The 26,452-nt window shown below is 39.9% G+C and carries 21 protein-coding genes; 7 read left to right on the forward strand and 14 right to left on the reverse strand.

All coding sequences use genetic code 11. From position 1 onward, the window contains the following. Positions 1-19: 19 nt before the first annotated feature. Positions 20-451, forward strand: coding sequence for a GtrA family protein (locus tag B7725_RS06550; RefSeq protein ID WP_084875253.1), 432 nt, complete (start codon positions 20-22; stop codon positions 449-451). 84 nt (positions 452-535) lie between these two features. Further along, complete coding sequence (gene mscL, locus B7725_RS06555; protein WP_084875255.1) at positions 536-916, forward strand: large conductance mechanosensitive channel protein MscL; 381 nt, start codon at positions 536-538, stop codon at positions 914-916. 41 nt (positions 917-957) lie between these two features. On the opposite strand, the gene hemH is transcribed toward mscL, so the two are convergent. After that, complete coding sequence (gene hemH, locus B7725_RS06560; protein WP_084875257.1) at positions 958-2,052, reverse strand: ferrochelatase; 1,095 nt, start codon at positions 2,050-2,052, stop codon at positions 958-960. A gap of 152 nt (positions 2,053-2,204) precedes the next feature. On the opposite strand from hemH, the gene pepT reads away from it, so the two are divergent. Next, the gene (gene pepT, locus B7725_RS06565; RefSeq protein WP_084875259.1) at positions 2,205-3,428 is read left to right on the forward strand and encodes a peptidase T; all 1,224 of its coding nucleotides are present in this window, start codon (positions 2,205-2,207) and stop codon (positions 3,426-3,428) included. Positions 3,429-3,464: 36 nt separating this feature from the next. Here pepT and B7725_RS06570 read toward each other — a convergent pair whose 3' ends face one another. The 6 genes from B7725_RS06570 to B7725_RS06595 form a co-directional block, all read right to left on the reverse strand. Beyond that, positions 3,465-6,518, reverse strand: a complete 3,054-nt coding sequence (locus B7725_RS06570) for a pneumococcal-type histidine triad protein (protein WP_084875261.1) — start codon at positions 6,516-6,518, stop codon at positions 3,465-3,467. 7 nt (positions 6,519-6,525) lie between these two features. After that, a complete protein-coding gene (locus B7725_RS06575; protein ID WP_084875263.1) occupies positions 6,526-7,443 on the reverse strand; it encodes a metal ABC transporter substrate-binding protein in 918 nt (305 codons plus the stop codon). 196 nt (positions 7,444-7,639) lie between these two features. Beyond that, positions 7,640-10,162 (reverse strand): pneumococcal-type histidine triad protein, encoded by a 2,523-nt coding sequence (locus B7725_RS06580; protein WP_084875265.1) that lies wholly within the window; start codon positions 10,160-10,162, stop codon positions 7,640-7,642. A gap of 245 nt (positions 10,163-10,407) precedes the next feature. Then, entirely contained in the window at positions 10,408-12,141 is a 1,734-nt protein-coding gene (gene ptsP, locus B7725_RS06585; RefSeq protein ID WP_084875268.1) for a phosphoenolpyruvate--protein phosphotransferase, read from the reverse strand. A gap of 5 nt (positions 12,142-12,146) precedes the next feature. Continuing rightward, a complete protein-coding gene (locus B7725_RS06590; protein WP_000146948.1) occupies positions 12,147-12,410 on the reverse strand; it encodes a phosphocarrier protein HPr in 264 nt (87 codons plus the stop codon). Positions 12,411-12,869: 459 nt separating this feature from the next. Further along, complete coding sequence (locus tag B7725_RS06595; protein ID WP_084854182.1) at positions 12,870-14,090, reverse strand: alpha/beta hydrolase family protein; 1,221 nt, start codon at positions 14,088-14,090, stop codon at positions 12,870-12,872. Between the two features lie 652 nt (positions 14,091-14,742). Between B7725_RS06595 and nrdH the strand changes: the two genes are divergently transcribed. The 4 genes from nrdH (at position 14,743) to B7725_RS06615 (ending at position 19,258) form a co-directional block, all read left to right on the forward strand. Continuing rightward, positions 14,743-14,961: a glutaredoxin-like protein NrdH gene (nrdH, locus tag B7725_RS06600; RefSeq protein ID WP_000259240.1), complete on the forward strand. Its 219-nt coding sequence runs from the start codon at positions 14,743-14,745 to the stop codon at positions 14,959-14,961. A gap of 85 nt (positions 14,962-15,046) precedes the next feature. Beyond that, positions 15,047-17,206 (forward strand): class 1b ribonucleoside-diphosphate reductase subunit alpha, encoded by a 2,160-nt coding sequence (nrdE, locus tag B7725_RS06605; RefSeq protein WP_084875271.1) that lies wholly within the window; start codon positions 15,047-15,049, stop codon positions 17,204-17,206. 182 nt (positions 17,207-17,388) lie between these two features. After that, positions 17,389-18,351 carry a class 1b ribonucleoside-diphosphate reductase subunit beta gene (gene nrdF, locus B7725_RS06610; protein ID WP_000451378.1) on the forward strand — a complete coding sequence of 321 codons (963 nt, stop codon included), beginning with the start codon at positions 17,389-17,391 and terminating at the stop codon, positions 18,349-18,351. A gap of 139 nt (positions 18,352-18,490) precedes the next feature. Further along, on the forward strand, positions 18,491-19,258 hold the full coding sequence (locus tag B7725_RS06615) for a DeoR/GlpR family DNA-binding transcription regulator (protein ID WP_000917584.1): 768 nt from the start codon (positions 18,491-18,493) through the stop codon (positions 19,256-19,258). A gap of 39 nt (positions 19,259-19,297) precedes the next feature. Here B7725_RS06615 and lacG read toward each other — a convergent pair whose 3' ends face one another. The 7 genes from lacG to lacB all read right to left on the reverse strand — a co-directional run bounded on the left by lacG (position 19,298) and on the right by lacB (position 26,345). Then, positions 19,298-20,704, reverse strand: a complete 1,407-nt coding sequence (gene lacG / locus B7725_RS06620; RefSeq protein WP_084875272.1) for a 6-phospho-beta-galactosidase — start codon at positions 20,702-20,704, stop codon at positions 19,298-19,300. Positions 20,705-20,788: 84 nt separating this feature from the next. Further along, the gene (locus tag B7725_RS06625; RefSeq protein ID WP_001037310.1) at positions 20,789-22,483 is read right to left on the reverse strand and encodes a lactose-specific PTS transporter subunit EIIC; all 1,695 of its coding nucleotides are present in this window, start codon (positions 22,481-22,483) and stop codon (positions 20,789-20,791) included. Continuing rightward, positions 22,483-22,800: a PTS lactose/cellobiose transporter subunit IIA gene (locus tag B7725_RS06630; RefSeq protein WP_001078324.1), complete on the reverse strand. Its 318-nt coding sequence runs from the start codon at positions 22,798-22,800 to the stop codon at positions 22,483-22,485. The genes B7725_RS06625 and B7725_RS06630 overlap by 1 nt, the downstream gene beginning before the upstream one ends. Positions 22,801-22,835: 35 nt before the next feature. Further along, a complete protein-coding gene (locus B7725_RS06635; protein WP_000285741.1) occupies positions 22,836-23,672 on the reverse strand; it encodes a PRD domain-containing protein in 837 nt (278 codons plus the stop codon). A 235-nt stretch (positions 23,673-23,907) separates the two neighbouring features. Beyond that, positions 23,908-24,888: a tagatose-bisphosphate aldolase gene (gene lacD, locus B7725_RS06640; protein WP_001229129.1), complete on the reverse strand. Its 981-nt coding sequence runs from the start codon at positions 24,886-24,888 to the stop codon at positions 23,908-23,910. A gap of 1 nt (position 24,889) precedes the next feature. After that, the gene (locus tag B7725_RS06645) at positions 24,890-25,819 is read right to left on the reverse strand and encodes a tagatose-6-phosphate kinase (protein WP_045617051.1); all 930 of its coding nucleotides are present in this window, start codon (positions 25,817-25,819) and stop codon (positions 24,890-24,892) included. Positions 25,820-25,829: 10 nt separating this feature from the next. Continuing rightward, on the reverse strand, positions 25,830-26,345 hold the full coding sequence (gene lacB, locus B7725_RS06650; RefSeq protein WP_001216921.1) for a galactose-6-phosphate isomerase subunit LacB: 516 nt from the start codon (positions 26,343-26,345) through the stop codon (positions 25,830-25,832). Positions 26,346-26,452: the final 107 nt, after the last annotated feature.

Genomic DNA, 26,452 nt, shown 5'->3' on the forward strand with positions numbered 1-26,452 from the left:
ATTATGCTATACTAAAATCATGAAAAGAATAATAAAGGCATTCTTCGATAACGAAATCCTCTCCTACCTATTTTTCGGTGCTGCTACTACTCTGGTTTCTATTTTATCGCGCTTGGTTATTTACCACATCAGCCACCAGGAAATCCTAGCAACCGTACTCGCAAATCTTACCGGGATTCTCTTTGCCTTTTTTACAAATGATACAATCGTCTTTAAACAAGAGAGAAGAAATTGGCCAACTCGCCTGGCTAAGTTTTTCTTAGCTCGTCTCTCAACACTTGGACTTGACGTTCTTTTAACTTATATCTTCGTTACAACCTTTCCTAATGTTATCGGGCAATTTGTCAACGATCAACTAGATCAGGTTAATGCCATCGAAACTCTAATTGCGCAGGTTTTGATTATCATTCTTAACTATATTTTTAGTAAAGTATACGTTTTTTATAAATGAAATAGGTATCAGTAAGTATTAAGGTTGTAATATTTAGGTATTTCAGGTACAATTAAGATTAGTTTTTGAAAGGAAATTATGAAAATGTTAAAAGATCTTAAAGAATTTTTGCTTCGTGGCAATGTCGTTGACCTTGCTGTCGGTGTAATCATCGCCTCTGCTTTTGGTGCTATCGTGACTTCACTCGTTAACGATATCATCACTCCACTTATCTTGAACCCAGCTTTGAAAGCTGCGAACGTTGAACGTATTGCTGAACTTTCATGGAATGGTGTTGGTTACGGTAGCTTCTTGAGCGCTGTTATCAACTTCCTTGTTGTGGGTACAGTTCTCTTCTTCGTTATCAAGGCAGTTGAAAAATCTCAAAGTCTTACAAAGAAAGAAGAACCAGCTGAAGATACACCTGCTGCTCCAACTGAACTTGAAGTTCTTCAAGAAATCAAAGCTCTTCTTGAGAAAAAATAAAACAGATAAAGGATCTAGCTTAAAGCTAAATCCTTTTTTCTTTACTCTTTTGGTAACTTCCCAGCCTTTTCTAGCATTTTCTTAATTAAGTACGGCATCTTCACATTTTCACGACCTTTTTTCTCAATGAGTTTTTTGACAAATTCTGGCATCTGAAGGTCGTCTGTCTCTTTCATGATGTCCTTGGTAGTTGCCGAAGGCGCTAACTCATCAAAGGTTTCTTCTTCTGGGAGAAAAGCTTTAAATTCTTTGTGTTCGTTGGCTCTTACAGTAGCAACTAAAGCGTCAATTAAACGAGAGTCTGTGTTTGGCATAGGTGGACGATGATAGGTGACACCTAATTCTTGACACAAATCATAACATTCCACATCATTATCGAACAAGACTTCGATGTGCTCACTGATAAAACTTATCGGGATAAAAATATAATGTTCTGGATGTTGCTTTTGTTCTCGTAAATATTCTAAAACATCTGGCTTGATCCAAGGAATCCCTATATCACTTTCGCTCTGCCAAGTATTGGTATACTGGTCGGCTGTTAGGCCGAGTTGTTCAGCAATAAGCCTGCTATTATCGAAAATCTGATCGATATATGGATCTCCATAGTCTAAGGCAAAAATGGGAACACTGTGTGCTGAAAAGATTACCTTGAAAGATTCTTCTCCCACCTCATTTCGTAAAATTTTGCTAATCTCATCTGTCCAGAAGTCCAGCAAATGCTGTTGCTGATACCAGTCCTTAATGACTAAAAACCGGATCTGCTGGCTTTCCAGAAACTTCTCATACCCCATAACCGAGTAGAAGGAATAATGGGGTTCTAAAATCAAACAAATACACTCTTCAACGCCATCAGCTTCCATCTGCTTGATCACATCTGGGATAAAGGGACGAGAAAACTTATTGGCAAAGTAGATACCGTACTCCTCCCCTATACGTTCTCTTACTAAAGCAACTTCTTCCCTTGTAATCTGCTGCAAGGGCGTACCACCGATACGAACATAATTGTCATAGAGAGTCTGAATCTCGTGATCTTTGGGTCTAACTCCACGACGAATATTGGTAAAAAAATCCGCCACACTCTCAAAGGTAATCTCTTCTGGCGAACCGAATGTCATCATTAAAATTGCTTTTTTCATCGATATGTCCTTGTGATATTTTTTTCAATTACCATTCTACCATGAAATATATCATAAATAAACGCTTTCATTCATTTTATTTTTATTTACTTCTCTTTGTCTTTCTCTCCATTCTATGATACAATGAAAAAAATGATAAAAAAGGAGTTTTTATGTCTTATCCGAACCTTTTGGAACGTTTTCTTACCTACGTTAAGGTCAACACGCGTTCTGATGAACACTCTACTACTACTCCAAGTACGCAGAGCCAGGTAGATTTTGCGACCAATGTGCTTCTTCCTGAGATGAAACGTGTTGGCCTGCAAAATGTTTACTACCTACCAAATGGTTTTGCCATTGGTACCTTACCAGCTAATGATCCCAGCCTGACACGTAAGATTGGATTTATCTCCCACATGGATACAGCTGATTTTAATGCTGAGGGCGTTAATCCACAGGTGATTGAAAACTACGATGGCGGAGCTATCGACTTAGGTAATTCTGGATTTAAACTGGATCCAGCTGACTTTAAGAGTCTTGAGAAATATCCAGGTCAAACGCTTATCACAACAGATGGCACGACCTTGCTAGGTGCTGATGACAAGTCTGGAATTGCTGAAATTATGACTGCTATCGAATACCTGACTGCTCATCCCGAAATCAAGCATTGTGAAATCCGTGTCGGTTTTGGACCAGATGAAGAAATCGGTGTCGGTGCTAATAAGTTTGATGCAGAAGATTTTGACGTTGACTTTGCCTATACTGTTGATGGAGGACCTCTCGGAGAACTTCAGTACGAGACTTTCTCAGCAGCTGGTGCTGAGCTTCATTTCCAAGGGCGTAATGTCCACCCTGGTACTGCCAAAGGACAGATGGTCAATGCCCTTCAGCTGGCGATTGATTTTCATAATCAACTTCCTGAGAATGACCGACCAGAACTGACAGATGGTTACCAAGGTTTCTATCATCTTATGGATGTGTCAGGTAGTGTCGAGGAGGCGCGTGCAAGCTATATCATTCGAGACTTTGAAAAAGATGCCTTTGAAGCTCGTAAAGCAGCTATGCAGTCTATTGCTGATAAGATGAATCAAGAGCTTGGGAATGATCGCGTTAGCTTGACTCTGACAGACCAGTACTACAATATGAAGGAAGTCATTGAGAAAGACATGATGCCTGTTACCATTGCTAAGGCTGTTATGGAAGATTTAGGGATCACGCCAATTATCGAACCAATCCGTGGTGGAACAGATGGGGCTAAGATTTCCTTTATGGGCATTCCAACTCCAAATATCTTTGCTGGTGGTGAAAACATGCATGGACGTTTTGAATACGTCAGCCTTCAGACAATGGAGCGTGCGGTGGATACCATCATTGGCATTGTATCTTATAAAGACTAAAAAAGACGAGGTAGCTCAGCTACTTCGCCTTTCTTTTTAGTCGTTTGGTTGAGTACTTGGCTCAGACTCGCTTTGCACTTGCTTTTCTGTCGCTTGAGAAGTAGCTGTTTCACCGTCTTTCTCAGACTTAGATTGGCTATCAGTTTCACTTGCTTTTGAACGGAGTTCCTGGTTCAAGCTAATGATCTCTTTAGCTAGAGTGAGGAGACCTTCTTTATCGCTGCTTTTGGCTGCAAGTTGATCAAATAGGGCATCAACACGTTCAAAGTCAGCATCGGATCCTTTGTTATCCTCTAAGTACTTGTGAAGAGAGAGCAAGACATTATAGAGTTTTTGGTAGATGATCACAGTTTGTGGATCTTTTTCTGCTTCTTTTTCCTCTCGTTGGATAGTCGCTGCAATACGATTTAAAAGATCCTCAAGTTGTGTTTTAGCTTCGTCAAGGTCTGCATTTTCCTTTTCAGTAGCCGCTTTGATATTAGCAGCTTCTTCAGCTAGGGATTGTTTGACACCATCCTCTTTAACACGTGCTAGGAGTTGGGCAACTTTAGTTAGGAGAGCATCCACTTCTTCCTTCTTAACATGGCTAACCCGCTCTTCTGGCATAAAATCACCGTAGAGTTCTTTTAGGAATTCATAGATGGCTGTCTTAGCGGTTTGACTATCTACTTTTTCCGTATCTAGAATAGTCTTACCAGCTTTTGTAGAAACGGGTTCTTCTTTGAGAGCTTCTTCTACTTCTAGCTTAGTTTGGTAAATTGTTGGGAATAACTTGTTCAAGTCGGTTGCTTTGAGGAAAGATTGTGACTGGTAAAGTTCCCATGTCAACTTGGCAACACGGTTCCGAAGTTCTTCTCTCAAACGACCATCAGATACATGTTCATAGAAATACTTGATGTACTCTACTGTTGTGACTCCTGTCCGATCTCGGAAATCTTGCAAAGCCTGAAGTTTCGCTTCAATGGCAGCCAACTCTGTCTCATCCTGTGCTAGTTTCGCTTCCTGTAAATGTACCAAAAGATCTTTCTTAGGTAAGCCATAAGTGTCCGTATCCAATGTATTGATCTTATCTACTAGGGCTTGGTACTTCTTATCTAAAGGTGAAGTTTCAACTGGTGCCACACTTTGATCCACATGGATATACTGCTTATCAAAGAGATCCAAGGCTGCTAGATATCCAGCAGTTGAGTTTGTTGCCAGTTTTTTCATATTTTCGGTGAACTGCCCCAAAGCAAGTTCAACACGTCTCTGCATGATTGGCTGGTCTTTGTAGAGACTTCTGCTATCTGCTAAAAGTTGATCCACTTTAGATAGAACAGTTTGTTCATCAAATGCTCCAGGTTGATAGGTCGATTGTAGGGCTGGAATCTTGTTTTTCAAAGCCACTTCATAGCCCTTAGTTTGGACCTTGATATAGTGATTGTGATCACCATGTGGAATGACAAAGCTACCATTTTCAACCTGCAAACTATAAGGAGACACCCCATCACGTAGGGCAGTCGTATAAAGTTCATTTAGGAAATCCAGTTCCGGATTCCCAGTTTGGAGAGGAATACGAACATGTTCTTTTCGAACAGCATAAGGATGGATATGGGTAGGATCATAGGCTTGATCCGGATTCCCAAAGACAAAGAATCCATTTGAAATGCGAATCGCTTCGAGCGGAACCCCGTAGGTCTGTGAGATATACTTGATTTTTTCTTCATCACTAGCATCTCTTGAGAAACTTTCCACAGTCTTTGCAAGTGGTTGAACCGGCTCAGACTGATGATTTTCTTTCAAGTGATCTTGGGCAGTTTTGATTTGAGCTGCAGTCAAGTCTTTCTTAAAGAAATAATGAGCGTGATCTCCATGAGAAACTACAAACCCTTGCTCATCCTCACTGATGACACGGTCAGCTGCAAAACCATGATCATGTTCTTCACCGTGATGGTGGTCATGCTCCTCTCCATCATGGTCATGATCTTCATGGTTGGTATCCTGACTTCCATGGTCACCGTCTTGGTCATGATGATGATCCGATTGAGCTGGATGCTCTGCTGGTTTGCTTGGATTTTCCAAAGGTGTTGGTTTCCCACTGTCGCTAGATAAAGGAATCATTCGCGCAATCTTTTCTTCCAAGGCAGAAAGCTTTGTATATGGGATGAAATGATAGTGATTTCCATGAGGAATCGCTACGCCACTTGGCGTTCTGCTTGAAATCTTAGCAGGGTCAAAAATCAAGCCATCAGATTCTGCATAACGTTGATTACTTGGAAGTGCATAGAGTTGCTGCAATAGACTCTGTAAGCTCTCTTCTGGATTGCTTGGTGTTTCAGTTTGTTGACTAGGATTAGTGGTTTGACTAGTTCCATTTTGACTTGGACGATAGTCAGTCACACTCGGTTGTTTTCTAGTTCCAGATAGGTAGGCTTGAGCAGCTGCTAATTCGCTAGCAGATAAGGAACTCTTTGGAATGTAGTGGTAATGTCCACCGTGAGGAACGATATAAGCATCACCAGTATCTTCTATAATATCCGATGGATTAAAGATGTATCCATCATCGGTAGTATAGCGTCCTTGTGATCGTGCAAGTGTCACTGCACTGTTAGAAGTTGGTGCATCGTGAGTATGACCTTGTTTTTGGCGTTCAATTTCGTCCTTCGTACGAACGTTATCTGCATGCGCCACATCCTTAAGGTAAACATAATACTTACCATCCACCTTGATAATGTAGCCACCTTTGATTTCATTGACAATATCAGCGTCTTTAAGTTGATAATTGGCATCTTTCATCAACAGTTCTTCACTGAAAATCGCATCAAAAGGGACTTTACCATTGTAATAATGGAAATGATCACCGTGTGATGTCACATAACCTTGATCGGTAATTTTCACGACAATTTGCTCAGCCTGAATATCTTCTTTTTTGCTAACTTGATCTGGTGTCTGAGTCTCTGTTTTTTGAGAGTCTTGTTTCCCATCAACATAAGATACACGATTTGTATCTTTTTTGTCTTCTACCTGGTGTTGGTTCAGTGCATAGATGCAAAGACTTAGGGAAAGGACTAAAGCCGAACCCGCCGCAAGATACTTTTTCTTAATTTTCATAATCTCCTCATTTTAATTCTTCTGCAAGAACATTCATATTTTCTTCTAGATTTTCTAAGTAAGTTTTGTCATTTTCAGGATCTGCTTCCAAAGGATTCAGTGTTTTCAAACTAACTCCTGTTGATTTGACCAAGGTCTCAGCGACTTTAGAAGAAGCGTTGCTCTCAGTAAAGATGGTTTTGACATTATAAGTTTTGACAAATTCTTGGATTTCTGTCAACTGTCTCGGACTTGGCTCTTGTTCAGGGGAAATCCCTGCAATACCAAGTTGTTTCAATCCAAAACGTTTAGCGAGATAAGAAAAAGCTGTGTGTTGTGTAACAAAAGTCTTTTGGCTCGCTTTTTCAAAAATAGGCTGGTACTTCTTAGTCAATTCTTGTGCTTTAGCGATAAAGTTTTTAGCATTCTTTTGATACTTTTCCTTATTAGCACTATCAATCTCCGAAAGTTTGTCAGCGATAATCTGAGCTTCTTCACCTGCTTTTTCTGGATCTAACCAAGTGTGAGGGTCGTAGAGTGTTTTTTCATCGATGCCGTCACCAGCTTCTACATCTTCTAAGCCCGGTACACGCTCCAACGTCATTCCTTCAGAAGCTTCTAAAACCTTAACTTTTGAGTTTTTCAAGTTTGGATCCAAACTTCCCGCCCAAGATTCGAGCGTATGAGAATGGTAGACAAAGACATCGGCGTCATAAATGGCAGCAATGTCATTTGCTGACGGTTCAAAGGAGTGAATCCCACTACTTGACTGAATCATCCGCACGTCATTCAAGTCACCTGATACCTCTTTGACCATGGCATAGATTGGGTAAAAACTTGTTACAATCTTCATTCCTTTTGCTTCTTGTTTTTCTTTTTGACCACATGCTCCTAAGACAAGAGCCAACACACTGGCCATCAATAATAGTATTGTTCTTTTTTTCATCATTACTCCTTAACTAGTATTTAACCATTCAATTAACTAGTAAATAGTTTATCTTTATTTACACTATATGTCAAGATATTTTACATATTTTCATGAAAAAAATGAGAACTAGAACTCACATTCTGCTCTCATTTTTCGATTTTATCTTTTCTAGCTCTCCTATCCTGTTTTTAGGAGTTAGAAAATGTTGTTACAACTACTTACTCTCCCTTAACAAAGCCAATAGTTTTTCAGCTTCTGCCATAATGGTATTGTTGTCCTGAGCGCCAAATAGCAGGTTATTTTTTAATCCCGTGAGAGTTTCTTTGGCATTAGACTTGATAATGGGATCTTGGATTTTTGCAAGTAAATCTTCAGCCTCTCTCAACTTCGCTTCAACCTTTTCAGTCTCAACCTGAGTTTCTTCTGGCTCCTCTGGTGATTCTTCCTCAGGTTCCTCTGTTGGTTTTGGAGACTCTGGTTTCTCACTCTGCGGCTTCTCTTCGCGCGGTTTTTCTTCCTCAGTTTTTTCTGTCCGAGGTTTCTCCTCTGATGGTTTTTCCGTATGATTGTTATCTGCTTGACCATTTTGGTTTCTTTGAACATGGTCGCTTGCATTGCCCCATCCACTATCTGAATGTGGACGTTCGTTTGGATGTTCAACATAGTACTTCACAGTCGCAAAGAGATCTTCTAGACTATAACCTTTAGGTGCCTCATAAAGACCTTCGTCAAACCACTCAAATTTGATGTTATGGTAATGGTCATAATGAGGTATGATTAAACTACCGTTTTTGACTTCCACAGTATGTTGAAGATTGTAAGGCATACGATCAAGTGGCACCTTCTTGGCTGCTTTCACTCGATTGTAGATAGCTTCTGCTCCCTTAGCCTCACTATTTCCTGAATTCTGATAGTCTGTCGAAGGAGGCGTTAAACCTTTCTCTTTAGCATAAGCCTGGGCCGCCGCTCTTTCGGCTTCAGACAAACTATCTTTTTTAATCCAATGACTATGGGTCATATGTGGAGTTACATAGGCATCCCCCTCATCACTGGTGATATCACGAGGATCAAAGATATAACCGTCTTCTGTTGTGTACTTGCCTGCCAACTTGGCTACTTGAATCTCATCATCAGTATAAGCAATTTGCGCATTTGGTTTTCCTAAACGTTCTGGATGACGAATCGGTGCTAGGAAGGTAAGAATATCATCCACCAACTTGATTTTATCACTTGAGGCATCATTGAGACGTTCCAAGAGTTTATCCAAAGCGTCAAAATCAGCTTGGCGCCCTTTATTATCAAGTAAGTCTTGATGAACTGTTGCTAGTAAATCATAAGCCTTATTGTAAAATCCTTGATCACCAGATGGGAGGTTGGTTTTCCTAGCTCCTAGCTTATGAGACAAACTTTCTTGCTTGGCTAGTTTACTATCAATGGCTGCTGCTGTTTCTGCTGAAAGTTCCTTGGCAGAAATATAACGTGAGGCTCCATTCTCCTCAAATACATAGCCATCAGCTACTTTTCGAATCGCTTGTTTGACCAACTTTTTATCAATTGGATTGCTTGGAGCTGATTGAGGATTTGGTGTAGGTTGCGGACTTGGACTAGGTTCTGGAGTCGGTTGTGGACTTGGTTCTTCTGGCCTTGAATCTGGTACCCAATGGTTCGAACGATAACGAAGAGGAATAATACGAGCGATTCGTTCTTCCAATTCAGACATTTGTTCATAAGGGATAAAGTGGTAATGGTTACCATGAGGGACAGCTACACCTCTGGCTGTGCGACTTGTGATTTGTGCTGGGTCGAAAACAAGGCCATCAGATTCCACATGTCGTTGGCTCAAAGGCAGTTTGTAGAGCTGTTTCAAAAGACTATCAATGTCATCACTTTGACTTGCTTGACTGTCAGTATTGCTGTTGTTGCTTGTGTTAGTATTGGTACTTCCCTGATTGCTTTCAGAAGGGACCCAGTTAGTTCTTGGGCTGCTATCGCTATTTTGTCGGCGATAGGTTCTTGAACTTGACAAACTTCCCCGACCTGATAGGAAGGCTTCTGCAGCAGCCAATTCACTAGCTGATAACTCATTCTTAGGAATGTAATGGAAATGGTCGCCATGAGGAACGATATAAGCATCACCAGTATCTTCAATGATATCGGATGCATTAAAGATATAACCATCATCTGTGGTGTAGCGTCCCTGTGAACGTGCCAAGGCAACAGCGCTATCATTTGCTGAAGTTCTTCCTTCGCGATGCTGACTATGCTCTTGTTTTTGTCGATTGATTTCTTCTTTCGTACGGACATTATCTGCATGGGCTGCATCCTTAAGGTAGACATAGTATTTTCCATCTACCTTGATGACATAACCACCCTTGATTTCACTGACAATATCCTCGTCCTTGAGCTGGTAGTTTGGATCTTTCATGAGCAACTCTTCACTGATGATAGCGTCATAAGGGACCTTCCCATTGTAATAATGATAGTGGTCGCCATGTGAAGTGACATAACCTTGGTCTGTTATCTTGATGACGATTTGCTCCGCATTGATTCCTTCACGCTTGCTAACCTCATCAGGAGTCAGATTCTCCGTTTTTTGCGTTGCTTGTTTACCATCAACGTAAGACACACGATTATTTTCCTTGACTGTTCTAGCTTGATACAATCCCAACTCATAAGAACAAACACTTAAAATCAAGGCAGCCGCAGAACCAGCTAGATATTTTTTATTAATTTTCATCGAAACTCTCTTTCTTTTTGATATTTCTAGTTGCAATTCATTCCTAAATTGCAGAAACTCCTCTCTATTACTTAACTGGTTAATAGTTTACTCCTAAATTTGCAACTTGTCAAGAATTTTATGAACCAGTTAAGTATTTTTTTATTCTTCACCGCTACTTTCTCTAGAATGGACTTTATATAAGAAAGATTTTCTTGAAAATTCTTTAAAAAAATCCCTGCAACACAGTTGCAAAGATTTTTCAATTAATCAAAATTAACGTATTCTTTTTGAAGTTCAAGAACTTCTTCCATTGTTGAGCATTCTGTAAGGGCACGATTAGCGTACTCTTGCATCTTAGCTGTATCGAGTTTCTTCATCAAGCTACGTGTACGAAGTACAGATGTTGCTGACATAGAGAACTCATCCAAGCCCATTCCGACAAGAAGTGGAACAGCTTGTTGGTCACCAGCCATCTCACCACACATACCAGCCCATTTACCTTCAGCGTGAGCTGCCTTGATAACATTGTTAATCAAACGTAGGATTGATGGGTTGTATGGTTGGTAAAGGTATGAAACTTGCTCGTTCATACGGTCTGCTGCCATTGTGTATTGGATCAAGTCGTTTGTACCAATTGAGAAGAAGTCAACTTCTTTAGCAAATTGGTCTGCAAGCATTGCTGCTGCTGGGATTTCAATCATGATACCAACTTGGATATTATCCGCAACTGCAACTCCTTCAGCAAGAAGGTTTGCTTTTTCTTCGTCAAAGACCGCTTTTGCTGCACGGAATTCTTTCAAGAGCGCAACCATTGGGAACATGATACGCAATTGACCGTGAACAGACGCACGAAGAAGGGCACGGATTTGTGTGCGGAACATAGCATCTCCAGTCCCAGAGATAGAGATACGAAGGGCACGGAATCCAAGGAATGGGTTCATTTCGTGAGGCATATCGAAGTAAGGAAGTTCCTTATCTCCACCGATATCCATTGTACGAACGACAACAGGTTTACCGTTCATTCCTTCAAGTACAGCTTTGTAAGCTTCGTACTGCTCGTCTTCTGTTGGGAAGTCTTGAGAATCCATGTACAAGAACTCTGTACGGTAAAGACCAACAGCTTCAGCACCGTTGTCATTGACACCTTCAACGTCTTTTGGAGTACCGATGTTGGCAGCCAATTCAAAGTGCTTACCATCTGCAGTCACTGTTTGTGCATCTTTCAAGAGCGCCCATTCAGCTTTTTGCTTCGCATAAGCTTCACCAGCTGCCTTGAATTCTGCTGCTTGCTCATCAGTTGGGTTGATAATAACCTCACCAGTGATACCGTTAACGGCAAGGATGTCACCATCTTTAACGATTTCAGTGATGTTGTTTGTACCCAATACAGCAGCAATTTCAAGTGTACGCGCCATGATAGCTGAGTGGCTTGTACGTCCACCGATGTTGGTTACAAAAGCTTTTACAAAGTTTTTGTCCAATTGAGCTGTATCTGAAGGAGTCAAGTCATGCGCAATCACGATCACTTCTTCATTGATAGAAGCTGGGTTTGGCAATTTCTTACCAAGGAGATTTGCCAATACACGTTTTGTCACGTCACGGATATCCGCTGCACGTTCTTGCATGTATGGGTTGTCTTCCATACCTTCAAAGATAGTGATAAACATGTCTGTCACTTCTTTCAGACCTGCTTCTGCATTCACTTTCTTCGCACGGATTGTTTCCTTAATTTGGCTGATCATTTCTGGGTCAGCAAGAACCATTAAGTGAGCGTCAAAAACTTGAGCAGCTTCTTCACCGAGCGTACCTACTGCTTTCTCACGAATAACAGAAAGCTCGTCTTGTGATGCTTTTAGAGCGGCATCAAGGCGAGCTTCTTCTGCGTTTGTATCTTCGACTGTAATAGTCTCAAATGACAAATCCGGTTGAACGAGTAGATATGCTTTTGCAACTGCAACACCGTCTGATGCTGCGATTCCTTTAAGCATTTCTGTCATTTTCCTTATGCCAATCCTTCTTTTTCCATAGTTTCAGTGATAGCAGCGATTGCGTCGTCAGCATCTGCACCTTCAGCTGAAATTGTAACGTCAGCACCTTGGCCAACACCAAGACTCATAACACCCATGATAGATTTAAGGTTTACTGATTTACCTTTGTATTCAAGAGTGATATCTGAAGCAAATTTGCTAGCTGTTTGAACCAACAATGTTGCTGGACGTGCGTGAATACCTGTTTCTGCCACTACGTGGAAATCTTTAGAAGCCATAGTTTGACTCTCCTTTAGTTATTTCTTTTTTGGATTATATGTGATAACCCTTACAAGACTGTATTATATCACCTTCTAGATAATTTTTCAAGTATTTTATGGACTTTTACTGAAAATGAAATTGCTTCTTTTTTCTATCATACAGGTACTATGGGAAATTTAGGCACTAATTATTAAAAGAATATTACCTTCAAAATTCCAATTTTCAAAGCTATTTTCCCTTAATACCAATCAGAGGACAATCCTAGTAAATAATGAAATAATACTATTTAACTATAATTAATATAACCCAGTAAATCTATTATTTGAAAAGACTTCATCAAATACTAAATACTGAAATTCTAAAACCTACTCTTACCATCAACAGTAGAGAATTTATCCAATTTGCTACTTAAAGTAAAATAAGTTTGTAGCCCCTAACAGTAAAAAGGTAGATATATCTAAGTGGTATAAGTAGAGCTAAAACTTTGATTGATTCCATTCAAATAAAGTATCCAACCAATCAAAAACGACATTATGGGCGAGTCTTAGATTATTGACTTGGCAATGAGCGTCCGCACCACTTTCCGCCTCAAATACTTGAAGTTTAGTTTGTTGATTTTTAGATTTAAGTGCTTCATAAATTACCTTAGTTTGATGCTGCAGTTCAGCACCCTCACCCTTTCCCATGATAAAAAGGCATGGGCATTGAATTTTTTGATAATCCACAATCTTTGCATGGTTAAATACATCATCAATAGCACTCTTAAAATCAGAAGTACCAAACTGCCATGCATACTTTTTAAGATTTAAATTTGCTGATTCATTCAAATTTCCAGCTAATTTTAAAATGGCATTTATTAACCAACTAGGTGCTTTCAAACTTGATCCAAATTCTTTTCTGAAAAGTTCTGCAACATCGTAAATAGGGGTACTAGCAATCCAAGCATGAATTCTTGGATCCTTTTCGACAGCTTGTGCGGTAAAATATCCCCCTCCGCTGACACCATAAATAGCTAAATAATTTAGTTTAGGATTTCTATTTTCCAACCAGTCTATGCATAATGAAATTGGAATAGAAGCATCCACATCAAAGACCAGCCCTCTACTAGGATTGCTCCCTTGACCAGGAAGATCAACCATTAAAACATTATAATTTCGTATCCATCCAGGATATCCTGCAAAGTAAAATAAATCTTCGCGATAAGTATCACCTCCACCAATCATGATTAGCGTTGGACAATTATCACCGCTATGAAGATAATACCCAGGCAAGTAAGAACCCTGATAGGGAATAGTTAGTTTTTCAATCGGTGCACCTAGTGAATGAATTGCACTAGAAAACACCTTCTCCATTTGACGAACGGTCGGTAAATACTCGTCAGAAAATGGATCGGTAAACTGAATTGCCGAGCGAAGTGAGTAGGTCTGTGCAAGATAATACTGCGCCTTTGTTTGTTCACTCAATCCTGAATTACTTGCTTCTTGTTCAAGGTAGTTTACATGCGATAAAAATACATTTTTCCAGTCATCAGGCTTTGGTGAGTTCCCCAATCTTTGAGCAAGATAATAAAGCTCTCCATGAGAGAAACCAAAAATTTCACCGATTCCTAACAACCAATTAAAGAAAAAATCCGTATCACCATTCTTAAAAAATATTTGAGTTGATTGCCGTTTTAAAATAACATCATTTTCTTTCACCACGCGCCTCCTAATTCTGTGTTCTTTCATTCATTTAATCTAATTATAATCTGATAACATTCTCTATCAAGCAAAAGCATCCAGATATCCATTTCCTAATCTTATAATCACAGATACTATATCACATAAAATGAACTTTCTCAAACATTGTATTTATATACTCCTTATAAAAGGATACGAAACTCATAAGTATCCTATATAAAATTAACCAATGATCCATTTTTATGAATACAGCATAATCTGTCATTTCCACTTTTGTTATATTTTAGATATTCTAATACAAAATATTGGGACATCTTGTGTAGAAAATTTCTTTTTTCGTAAATATCACAGTTTCTGTTTTGTTAAAGCATTGTCTCAGCTAGACTTATTCCTGTTCTTACGATTTTTGCTATTTTCTTCGTTTTCCTTTCTGATAACTTGCTGAAAATCTTCTATTTATATTGCCAATATACAGTATGTAGTTTTTTTATTTTGAGAAAGTTTGACAGTTCAACGGAAATCAAAATTTATGTTTTTGAAAACACTACATCTTGTGTTTTAATTTTAAAACTGTAACTTTTTAGCACAAGATTTAGTTTAAAAAGTTTGACAAAGTTTTTTTTTCTGATATACTAAGAAAGTAATCTATTTTGAAAGAGGAGTTACGAAAATGGTAACCGTTTATTCTAAAAACAACTGTGTCCAATGTAAGATGACCAAGCGTTTCTTGGACAGCAACAATGTCGCTTATCGTGAGATCAATCTCGACGAGCAACCAGAGTACATCGATCAAGTTAAAGAGCTCGGTTTCAGCGCTGCTCCTGTTATCCAAACACCAACTGAAGTCTTTTCAGGCTTCCAACCAGGAAAACTGAAACAATTAGCATAATCTTAGTACATCATCCAGAAGAAATTGCTTCTAGGGCTAACTTAGAGGCCTTTCTTTTGTAATCAGGTTAGATAAGGAAAATTTTATGGGATTAAAACATCTTGAGGACGTAACTTACTTCCGTCTCAATAACGAAATCAACCGTCCTGTCAATGGACAAATCATGCTTCATAAAGACAAAGAAGCCTTGGATGCCTTCTTTAAAGAAAATGTGGTTCCAAATACCATGGTTTTTGATTCGATCACTGATAAAATCAACTACCTCATTAAACACAACTACATCGAAACTGCCTTTCTCAAGAAATACCGTCCAGAGTTTTTGGAAGAACTGCATCAATTTATCAAGGATCAAAACTTCCAATTCAAATCTTTCATGGCTGCCTATAAGTTCTATAATCAATATGCCTTGAAAACTAACGACGGGGAATACTATCTTGAAAGCATGGAAGACCGTGTCTTCTTTAATGCGCTTTATTTTGCTGATGGGGATGAGGCGATCGCGACTGACATTGCTAATGAAATCATCCACCAACGCTACCAACCAGCTACTCCTTCCTTTTTGAATGCAGGCCGTGCTCGTCGTGGGGAGTTGGTCTCTTGTTTCTTGATTCAAGTAACTGATGACATGAACTCTATCGGACGTTCTATCAACTCTGCTCTTCAACTTTCACGTATCGGTGGTGGTGTGGGAATTTCCCTCAGCAACCTTCGTGAAGCTGGAGCTCCTATCAAAGGTTATGAAGGTGCTGCTTCTGGTGTCGTACCAGTTATGAAGCTTTTTGAAGACAGCTTCTCTTACTCAAACCAACTCGGGCAACGTCAAGGTGCCGGGGTTGTCTACCTCAACGTCTTTCACCCAGATATCATCGCTTTCCTTTCAACTAAGAAAGAAAATGCCGATGAAAAGGTTCGTGTTAAGACCCTCTCACTTGGAGTTGTGGTACCAGATAAATTCTACGAATTAGCTCGTAAAAATGAAGAAATGTATCTCTTTAGCCCTTACTCTGTAGAGCTTGAGTACGGTGTACCATTCAACTACATCGACATCACTGAAAAATACGATGAATTAGTCGCAAATCCAAATATCCGCAAGACAAAAATCAAGGCGCGTGATTTGGAAACTGAAATCTCTAAATTGCAACAAGAATCTGGTTACCCTTATGTAGTCAACATTGATACAGCCAACCGTGCTAATCCAGTAGATGGTAAGATTATCATGAGTAACTTGTGTTCTGAGATTCTTCAAGTTCAAAAACCAAGCTTGATCAACGATGCTCAAGAATTCCTTCAAATGGGAACAGACGTTTCATGTAACCTTGGTTCAACTAACGTAGTCAACATGATGACTTCACCTGACTTTGGTCGTTCTATCCGCGCGATGGTTCGTGCCCTTACTTTCGTTACAGATAGTTCACACATCGTAGCTGTCCCTACTATCGACCACGGAAATAGCTTAGCCCACACCTTTGGTCTTGGTGCCATGGGACTTCATAGTTACCTTGCCCAACAACTGATTGAGTACGGATCACCTGAGTCAATTGAATTTACAAGCATCTACTTTATGCTTATGAACTACTGGACCTTGGTAGAATCTAATAACATCGCGCGTGAACGCGGTATCACCTTCCACAACTTTGAAAAATCAGACTATGCTAACGGTAGCTACTTCGACAAGTATGTAACAGGCGAATTTGTTCCAAAATCAGACCGTGTTAAAGAACTCTTTAAAGATGTCTTTATTCCAAGCGCTGCTGACTGGGCTGAACTTCGCGAAAAGGTTCAAGCAGATGGACTTTACCACCAAAACCGTCTAGCTGTTGCTCCAAATGGTTCTATCAGCTACATCAACGATGTTTCTGCTTCAATCCACCCGATTACGCAACGTATCGAAGAACGCCAAGAGAAGAAAATCGGTAAGATCTACTATCCTGCTGCAGGTTTGTCAACAGAAACCATTCCTTACTACACTTCTGCCTACGACATGGATATGCGTAAGGTGATTGATGTTTACGCGGCTGCAACTGAACACGTGGACCAAGGACTTTCACTCACTCTCTTCATGCGTAGTGACATTCCAAAAGGTCTTTACGAATGGAAGAAAGAAAACAAACAAACCACACGTGACTTGTCTATCCTTCGTAACTACGCCTTTAACAAGGGCATCAAGTCAATCTACTACGTCCGTACCTTTACAGACGACGGTGGGGAAGTCGGTGCTAACCAATGTGAAAGTTGTGTGATTTAATGGGAAAAATTTTTACTACTTGTTTAAATAGTAAATGGGGACCAGTTTACGCTATACTTGTTCTTGGCCCCCTAACATTTATTGCTCACTCCGCAATAAAAAATATGATACCATTGAAATGGGTTCTATAAAACTAAGCAAGGCTACATAATAATTACTATTACATTGGAGAAATACACCTTATGGAAACTTACTACAAAGCCATTAACTGGAATGCCATCGAAGATGTCATCGACAAATCAACTTGGGAAAAGCTGACGGAGCAATTCTGGCTCGACACTCGTATCCCCTTATCAAATGACCTAGACGACTGGAGAAAACTGTCAAATAAAGAAAAAGACTTGGTTGGAAAAGTCTTTGGTGGTTTGACCCTTCTGGACACCATGCAATCTGAAACAGGGGTTCAGGCTCTTCGTTCAGACATCCGTACACCGCATGAGGAAGCTGTTTTCAACAACATCCAATTTATGGAATCTGTCCACGCAAAATCTTACTCTTCTATCTTTTCTACCTTGAATACCAAGGCTGAAATCGAAGAGATCTTTGAATGGACTAACACAAACCCATACCTACAAAGAAAAGCAGAAATTATCAATGAAATCTACCTCAATGGTAGCCCCCTTGAAAAGAAGGTTGCCAGCGTCTTTCTTGAAACCTTCCTCTTCTACTCTGGTTTCTTTACTCCCCTTTACTATCTTGGCAATAACAAGCTGGCCAACGTTGCGGAAATCATCAAACTGATCATCCGTGATGAGTCTGTTCACGGAACCTACATTGGTTACAAATTCCAACTTGGTTTTAACGAATTGCCTGAAGAAGAGCAAGAAAAACTTAAAGAATGGATGTACGACCTGCTCTACACTCTCTACGAGAACGAAGAAGGTTATACTGAAAGTCTCTATGACGGTGTTGGTTGGACCGAAGAAGTTAAAACCTTCCTTCGCTACAATGCCAATAAAGCCCTTATGAACCTAGGACAAGATCCACTCTTCCCAGATTCAGCTGATGATGTCAATCCTATCGTCATGAACGGTATTTCAACAGGAACTTCTAACCACGACTTCTTCTCTCAAGTCGGAAATGGTTACCTCCTTGGTGAAGTTGAAGCCATGCAAGACGAGGATTACAACTACGGTTTAGACTAATTTGACCAATCATTCAAAATATCATGGTTTGTTTAAAACAACCATGGTATTTTTGTTTTTGTTTTATTTTGTTTTTTTATATTTGATTGATTGAGCGTTTTATGGTAAGATAATAATAGTAGAAATCGAGGTGATAAGGATGCTAAAGCAAGAAAAACTAGATAGTATTCTAGAAGCAGTAAACACAAAAGGCACTATTACTGTAAAAGAGATTATGGAGAGTCTTGATGTGTCAGATATGACAGCTCGCCGCTACTTACAAGAATTGGCAGATAAGGATTTGCTGGTTCGTGTGCACGGTGGCGCTGAAAAACTTCGTACAGGTTCTCTCTTAAACAACGAACGCTCAAATGTTGAGAAACAAGGCTTGCAGATTGCTGAAAAACAAGAAATTAGCCGTTTTGCTGGTCATTTGATTGACGAAGGTGAAACTATTTTTATCGGGCCAGGAACAACCTTAGAATGTTTTGCTCGTGAGCTCCCGATCGATAACATTCGTGTTGTAACAAACAGTCTTCCAGTTTTTCTAATCCTAAACGAACGAAAACTAACAGATTTGATCTTGATTGGCGGAAATTATCGCTCTATCACTGGTGCTTTTGTAGGGACACTTACCTTGCAGGATTTGACAAACCTTCAGTTTTCTAAAGCTTTTGTCAGCTGTAATGGTATTAAGGATAAGGCAATTGCTACTTTCAGTGAAGAAGAGGGCGAGGTACAACGAATCGCCCTGAATAATGCTAATAAAAAATACTTACTGGCAGACCACAGCAAGTTTAATAAGTTTGATTTTTACACTTTCTACAATATCTCAGAGATTGATACTATCGTTTCAGATGCCAAACTGAGTCAGGAGACATTTGAAGATCTGTCGAAACAAACAACCATTCTTTTATCAAAACCATAAAAATTCCCCTGCCTTTTGGCGGGGAATTTTTGTTGAATTTTAATCAATAAGTTGTGTCTCAGCTAGTTTCTTGTACCAGTGAGCCGATTTCTTTGGATAGCGCTCCTGGGTTTCAAAATCAACATAGAAGAGGCCGTAACGCTTTTCGTAACCATTTGACCAAGAAAAGACATCCATCAGAGACCAGATAAAGTAACCTTTGACATTGGCTCCATCAGAGATTGCATCTGCAATCACTTCCATATGTTTCTTAACATAATCAATCCGTCCATCATCGTAGACTGTCCCATCCACAAACTCATCTTTGTATCCGAGACCATTCTCTGTGATGTAGATTTTCTTGTAATTTGGGTAATCTTTCTTCACGCGCATGATTTGATCATACAAACCTTGAGGATAGATAATCCAGTCCCAGTCCGTACGTGGGACATAGTCAGGCGCCACTCGACGTCCAACTCCCTTAATCTGATACTTAGAGCTTCCTTTTTCACCCTTACCGTTATGAATGATTTCTGTTTCGCCATCAAAGGCTTGCATCCAATCACTCATGTAGTAGTTAATTCCAAGGAAGTCATTCAGGTCTTTTGCAGCTTCTAGCACAGCGAAGTCTTCTTCACGCAGATCTAAACTTCCACCATTGACTGCTAAGATATGGTTGACACCTTCCATTGTTTCTTCGGAATATCGTCCTAGATAAGTCGCATCCAAAATAAATTTATTGTGAATGATATCTTCTAACTCGGCTGCACGAACATCTGCTGGATTATCTGGATCCAGAGGATACTTAGTAGGCAGGGCATGAACCACACCAATTTCACCCTTATATCCCTTATCCTTGAAAAGTTTTACTGCACGCGCATGCGACACCATCATATTGTGATGAGATTGGAAGACTTTGGCAAGGTCGTACTGAATACCCGGAGGGAATTTCCCAACCAAATACTGGCCATCCCCTATCGGCCCAATTTCATTAAAGGTTGTCCAAAAGTTAACTTCAGGAAATTCTTCAAAACAGAAGGCTGCATAATCCACAAAGTGATCAATGTTTTCTCTGTTTAGAAAATCCCCGTTAGAATGAAGCGCCTCTGGTGTGTCAAAGTGATGGAGGGTCACGAAGGGCTCAACATGCCGTTTGTGGCACTCTGCAAATAGATTATGATAGAACTCAACCCCCTTGTCATTAACCTTCCCATAACCCGTTGGAAAGATACGTGACCAAGCGATTGAAATACGGATACCATTGACACCATACTCTTCTGCAAGTTTGAGGTCAACTGGGTATTTGTGATAGAAATCACTGGCTGGTTCAGCAGTGTACCAGTAGTTATCTTTGAGGTATTTGTCCCAGGCGACTGGCCCTTTACCATCAGTATGTGTAGCACCTTCTGCTTGGTAGGCTGCTGTTGCTCCGCCAAAAATAAAGTCTTTTGGAAGTGTTTTTGTCATTTGATTCACCTTTCAAGAAATAGAAATGAGATGGGGGTATAGTTGGGAGGAGTTCCTCCATCTCACTTCTTCGCTATTTACATTTTATTCTTCGAACTGCGCTTGAACAAAGGCAAGAGCTCCTTTTCCATCACGAGTCAATTTAATGTATTGGCCACCTTCTGTCTTGGCAAGTTTGATACCAAGTTTGTCGGTCTCTGCTTTCATATCTTCAAAGTTAGAAGCAACTTGAGGAGCAAGGATAACCAGATCAAACTCAGGCAACATTTCACGGTGAGCACCATAGCCACCAGCTGCTGCTTTAACAGGAACTTTGTACTCTGCAGCTGCCTTGTTTAGAGCATTTGCAAGGAGACCACTTGTACCTCCTCCTGCACAGAGAACGAGAACATTTGTTTCTTCTGTGATTGTGTTTTGCGCTGCTTCTACACCTGCTTTTTCAAGAATAGCATCTGCTTTGGCAGTATTAAAGTTTGCGGCTACTTTTTCTTTCAATTCATCATTGGCTTTACCTGAACGCTCTTCTTCAAGAATTTGTTCATCATAAACCTTGAGGAATGGATAGTAGATGGCTACGTCAACAAGGATTAACAAAGCAGCAAGTACAAATGACAAGAATTGGAAGTTTGTACCGAGAACAATACCGAGCGGACCTGGTGTTGTCCAAGGAAGGTTGGCTGTAAATGAGTTCATGCCAAGCGTCTCAATGAAGAATTTAAAGATCCATACGTTGGCAATTGGCGCAAAGATGAAAGGAATAAAGAAGATTGGGTTCAAGACTAGCGGAGCACCAAACAGGATTGGTTCGTTCACACCGAAGAAGGTTGGTACTACTGACGCACGTCCGATTGCACGGTTTCGTTTCGATTTGGTCAACCACATGAACATGAATGGAACAACCAGTGTCGCACCAGTACCACCCATGGTAACGATAAACATTTGTGTACCAGAAGTAAGAATCTTGTCAGCGTGCATACCTTGTTGGAGAAGGTTCAAGTTGACTTCGGCATTTGCATAGGTAATAGCTGCGATTGCTGGCTCGACGATTGAAGGACCGTGGATACCAACAAACCAGAAGAAGGCAAAGGCACCAAAGATAATCGTAATACCTAGATAACCATCAGCAGCAGAGAATAATGGTGCAAAGAATTTACCGATTGATTCAGCTACGCTTGCACCAACAAAATGACGAGCTAGTAAATCAAGAGCATAAAGAGAAACCACTGATAGAGTGAATGGAATCACATCTTTAAAGACTTGTGAGATATTTGGTGGAACTTCGTCAGGCATACGAATAGTGACGTTGTTCTTAACACAAACCTTATAGATGGCTACAGTAACAAAGGCAGCAAGGAAGGCTGAAAGCAAACCTTTTGTCCCCAAGAATCCAGTAGCTAGGCCATTTTCGATAGGATCAGCTGCCAACATCAACAAACCAACAATTGCTGCCAACAATGTTGACATATAGTTGATTTGATTGGTTTTCTCCATGCTACGGTTTACTGAGTCGGTCAATGACTTAGCTGTTGTACCAGCTACCAAGAGAGCTAGAATCCCCATTGAATAGCTATAAGGTTTCATGAGGAGATTAACAACATCATCAGACCATTTAAAGCCCCATGAGTTTGGTACAAAAGCAATCAAGATAAAGATACTTGAGAAGAGAATAACAGGCATACCTGCAATGAAACCATCACGAATAGCACGAAGATAGATATTACGAGATAATTTCTCAAAGAAAGGTTTTCCTTTCTCAATAAATGCAATTAATTTATTCATTACTTAACTCCTCTCTTATAGAGTTCGATTAAATGGTGCATCAAATCTTTTAACAAGATAGTTGTCATCAAGTGGTCTTGGCCATGCATCATGGTTACACTATAAGCTAAGTCCTCACCTGAAGCTTCCTTAGTTAATAGACTTGTTTGCGCGTGGTGAGCCTCTGCAATGCAAGAACCAGCTTCCTCGACTAAGCTATCTGCTTTCGCAAAATCGCCAGCTTCAGCAGCCTTCAAGGCTTCCAATAGTTTTGAACGAGCATCGCCAGCATAGGCTACGATTTCAAAACCTAACAATGTTACTTCTTCTCTATTCATGATAGAATTCTCCTTATGTATTTTTAATTAAATTTTTATGACAATAAACGTTGGATATGTAGAACTAGATAAACTCGTTCACTTTTATACAGATCAAGACCCGTATGTTGCGTAATCACATCATAGATCTTGGAACCAATCTCGAACGCTTTTGGATAGGATTGTTTAATATGATCTTCCATATCCAGAAGTGATTGGTTATCATCTCTAGATCTGTCTAAATAATCCAAGAAATAATTCAAATGAATCATAAAACGATCATAGAAATGATTATTCTCTTTGGTTCGTTGAATTGCATAACCCTTTAGCACTTCTTCGACATTCCTGAGAATTTCTTTCCTCTTATCAATCGACTCCACAAGTTCCACTTCATTTTCACCTTCGGCATTGATGAAATGATAAGCAATCCGAATAATTTCATCCTCAGGGAAATGATCTGTCAACTTCTGACGATAGATTTCAAAGGCTTCCTTTGCGATTTGAAAAGCGACAGGATACTTAGTGGAAATATCTGGTAGATTGCTATCCTTGTACCTTCCTTGTGTTAGAGCTTGATAGGAACAGTAAATATGATCTGTCAAGGTCACATAGAGATATTCTTGAATCGGATAGTGATATTTCTTAGAAAGATTATCAATGATCTCGTAGGTCACTGTGATAAAATCAAGCGGAACATCTTTGAGAAGAGCCATAAAGTTTTCTCTGGACTCTTCGGTCTTCATCCGAAAAATTTTCTCAACCTGATTTTCAGCAATCAAATCCCCCTTCTTCTTTCCAAATGTAATCCCTTTACCAATTACAATCACCTCTTCTCCTTTATCATTTCTGACAAGTGAAACATTGTGATTCATTGGATTTAGAATTCGATACATGTCAACCTCCTTTTATATATTAAAGGTATATAAGTACAAAAAATGACCACAAATGAACTAGAAAATCCTTTGATTTCTAATCCACCTGTGATCATGCCTAATATTACTTAGTAACACTCACCTTGTATTAACTTGTGATTTAAGTATAGCACAAGTAAGTTATTTTGTAAACCTTTACATGTAACTTTTTTTAAAAATTTTTTTAGATTCATGTTCCTAAACTAGGAGAAAGATTTTACACGCGTTCTTTCCATGAAGTCGCTGTTGTTTGAAGAACCTTGTTGAGTTCGTCAATGTTCTCAAATCCAGTTGTACGCAACCACTCACGAGCTGCTGCTTCACCGTCTTTGATGTAGGCTTCAACTGATCCAGCCCATGTAGCACGGCCACAAAGAACTCCGTTGAAGTTTGCGCCTGATTCATGAGCAAATACAAGAGTATCTTGGAAAAGTTTAGCTGATACACCAGCACTCAAGTAGATGTATGGCAAGTTAGTCGCTTCATCTTGTGCTTTGAAGAAGGCTGCAGCTTCTTCACGTGTATATACTACTTCACCTTCAGCGAAGCCTTCAACATATTTAATGTTAACAGGAACTTCTACTTTCAAGACATCGATGTTAAAGCGTGGGTCTGAGAAGACCTTCATAGCACCAATAACCTTGTGTGGTTTTACTTTGGCGTATTCTGCAGAACCTGCGTCAGCAATTTTTTCATCGTAAGCGAGGATTTCAAGGAAGAATGGGATATCTTCAGCCACACACTCAGAACCAATACGTTCGATGTAGGCTTGTTTTTCTTGGTTGAGTTCGTCAGCGCTGTCTACGTCATAGTAAAGCAAGAACTTCACAGCGTCTGCACCTTGCTCCTTGATACGTTTTGCAGACCAAACATCCAAGCAGTCAGGCAAGCGTTTGGTGCTTGTTGTATCGTAACCAGTTTTCTCATAAGCAAGGAGAAGACCAGCATTTGGATCAAGCGCTTTTGTAGCTGGAAGTCCATACTCTGGGTCAAGAAGCATAGAAGAAGCGTATTTAGTCAATTCATCTGCAACCAAGACTTTGAGTTCTTCCATTTGAGCTACTGTTGGCTCTTCCGTTTGGTATTGAGCCATGAGGCGTTTCAAAGCACCACGTTGGTCAAAGGCAAGAGCTGAAATGATTCCATTTTCATCTGAAAGTTTTTCTAAGCGTGCACGTTTTTGTTCTGTTAAAGCCATTTTATACCTCTTTTACTATTAATTGATCATATAGAGCTTGATAGTTGGCCATATTGACATGACCTGTCATCTTTTCTTGAGCATTGAGCATACCAAGGACATTGGCCTTGATGAGGAGTTCTGCATCCGATTCCTTATGAAGAAGACCTGATGAAATACCTGCAACAGTAGAATCTCCAGATCCGACAGGATTGACTACCTGAATTCTTGGAATATCTACCTTGTAGAAAGTATCACCATGTTTTGCAAAAGCACCATTTGCACCAAGTGAAACGATAATCCACTCAATCCCTGCAAATAGAGGCTCTTGAAGAACTTCTTTTAATTCATTCAAATCCTCAGAAACTTCTTTTCCAAGAAGCTGAGACAATTCTTCGTTATTTGGTTTGATTACTGTTGGTTTGTGTGGTGATTCAAGGACCGCCTGAAGGGCAGCACCTGAGCAATCCAGAACAACTGGTTTCTCTGCTTTATTAGCAAGTTCTACCAATCTCGCATAATAATCAACTGGAAGGCCAGCTGGAAGACTACCTGAAATAGCTACTACTTCTACAGTGTCAAGAAGATTCTCGAAATGAGCCAAGAAATCTTGCCCTTCTTGTTCCAGAACTTCAGGCCCTTTCTCAAGAATTTCTGTTTGGTTGTCACCATGTAGAATGGCGATACAGTTACGAGTCTCTCCTTGAATCGAGAAGAAACGTTTCGTTACTTTATCATCGATATGCCCTACTAAAAACTCACCAAATTTGCCACCGACCAAACCAGTAGCAACAACAGAATCACCAAATTCTGAAAGAACTCGTGTAACATTGAGCCCTTTACCACCAGCTGTCTTGGTCACGTCCACCACACGGTTGACAGTATCAATTTTCAATTCATCCAAAGGATAAGAAATATCAATGGATGGATTCATTGTGACTGTTAAAATCATGCGTCACCTCTTAGTCGTGGTATTCACCGCGATCCCATTTTTCAAGGAATTCTGTAAAGAAGTTTGCATCTGCTTGATGAGCATTGTGAGTTTCAACGTGCTCAATTTTCGCAATCAATTTTTTGTTTTCTTCTGATGGTTTGTATTCAGCATTGATGAAAGCTTCAATGATATCACACATGAGCAATTCACCAGTGATTTTACCACCAAAACCAATAACGTTGGCGTTCAATTGTTCTTTGGCATAAAGAGCTGTTGTCATATCACGAACCAAGGCAGAACGAACTCCTGGAACTTTATTTACAGCGTTGTTGATACCAACACCAGTACCACAGATACATACCCCAAGATCAGCTTGACCGCTTGTAACGGCTTCACCAACTTTTTTACCAAAGATTGGGTAGTGAGTACGTGTGTGGTCATAGGTACCAAAGTCGATGACTTCATATCCTTTTGATTTCAAAAATTCTGAAACCGCCATTTTTTCATCTGTTACGATGTGGTCACATCCAATTGCAATTCTCATTAGTTATTCCCTCCGATTAATTATATAAATCTAATATCATTTATCCTTACTCAAGAAAAATCAAGATCAGCTTAGGAAGCAAGCTGCGAGCATAACTGAGGTTAGCT

It is taken from the genome of Streptococcus oralis subsp. tigurinus, assembly GCF_002096275.1.
Classification (GTDB): domain Bacteria; phylum Bacillota; class Bacilli; order Lactobacillales; family Streptococcaceae; genus Streptococcus; species Streptococcus oralis_CN.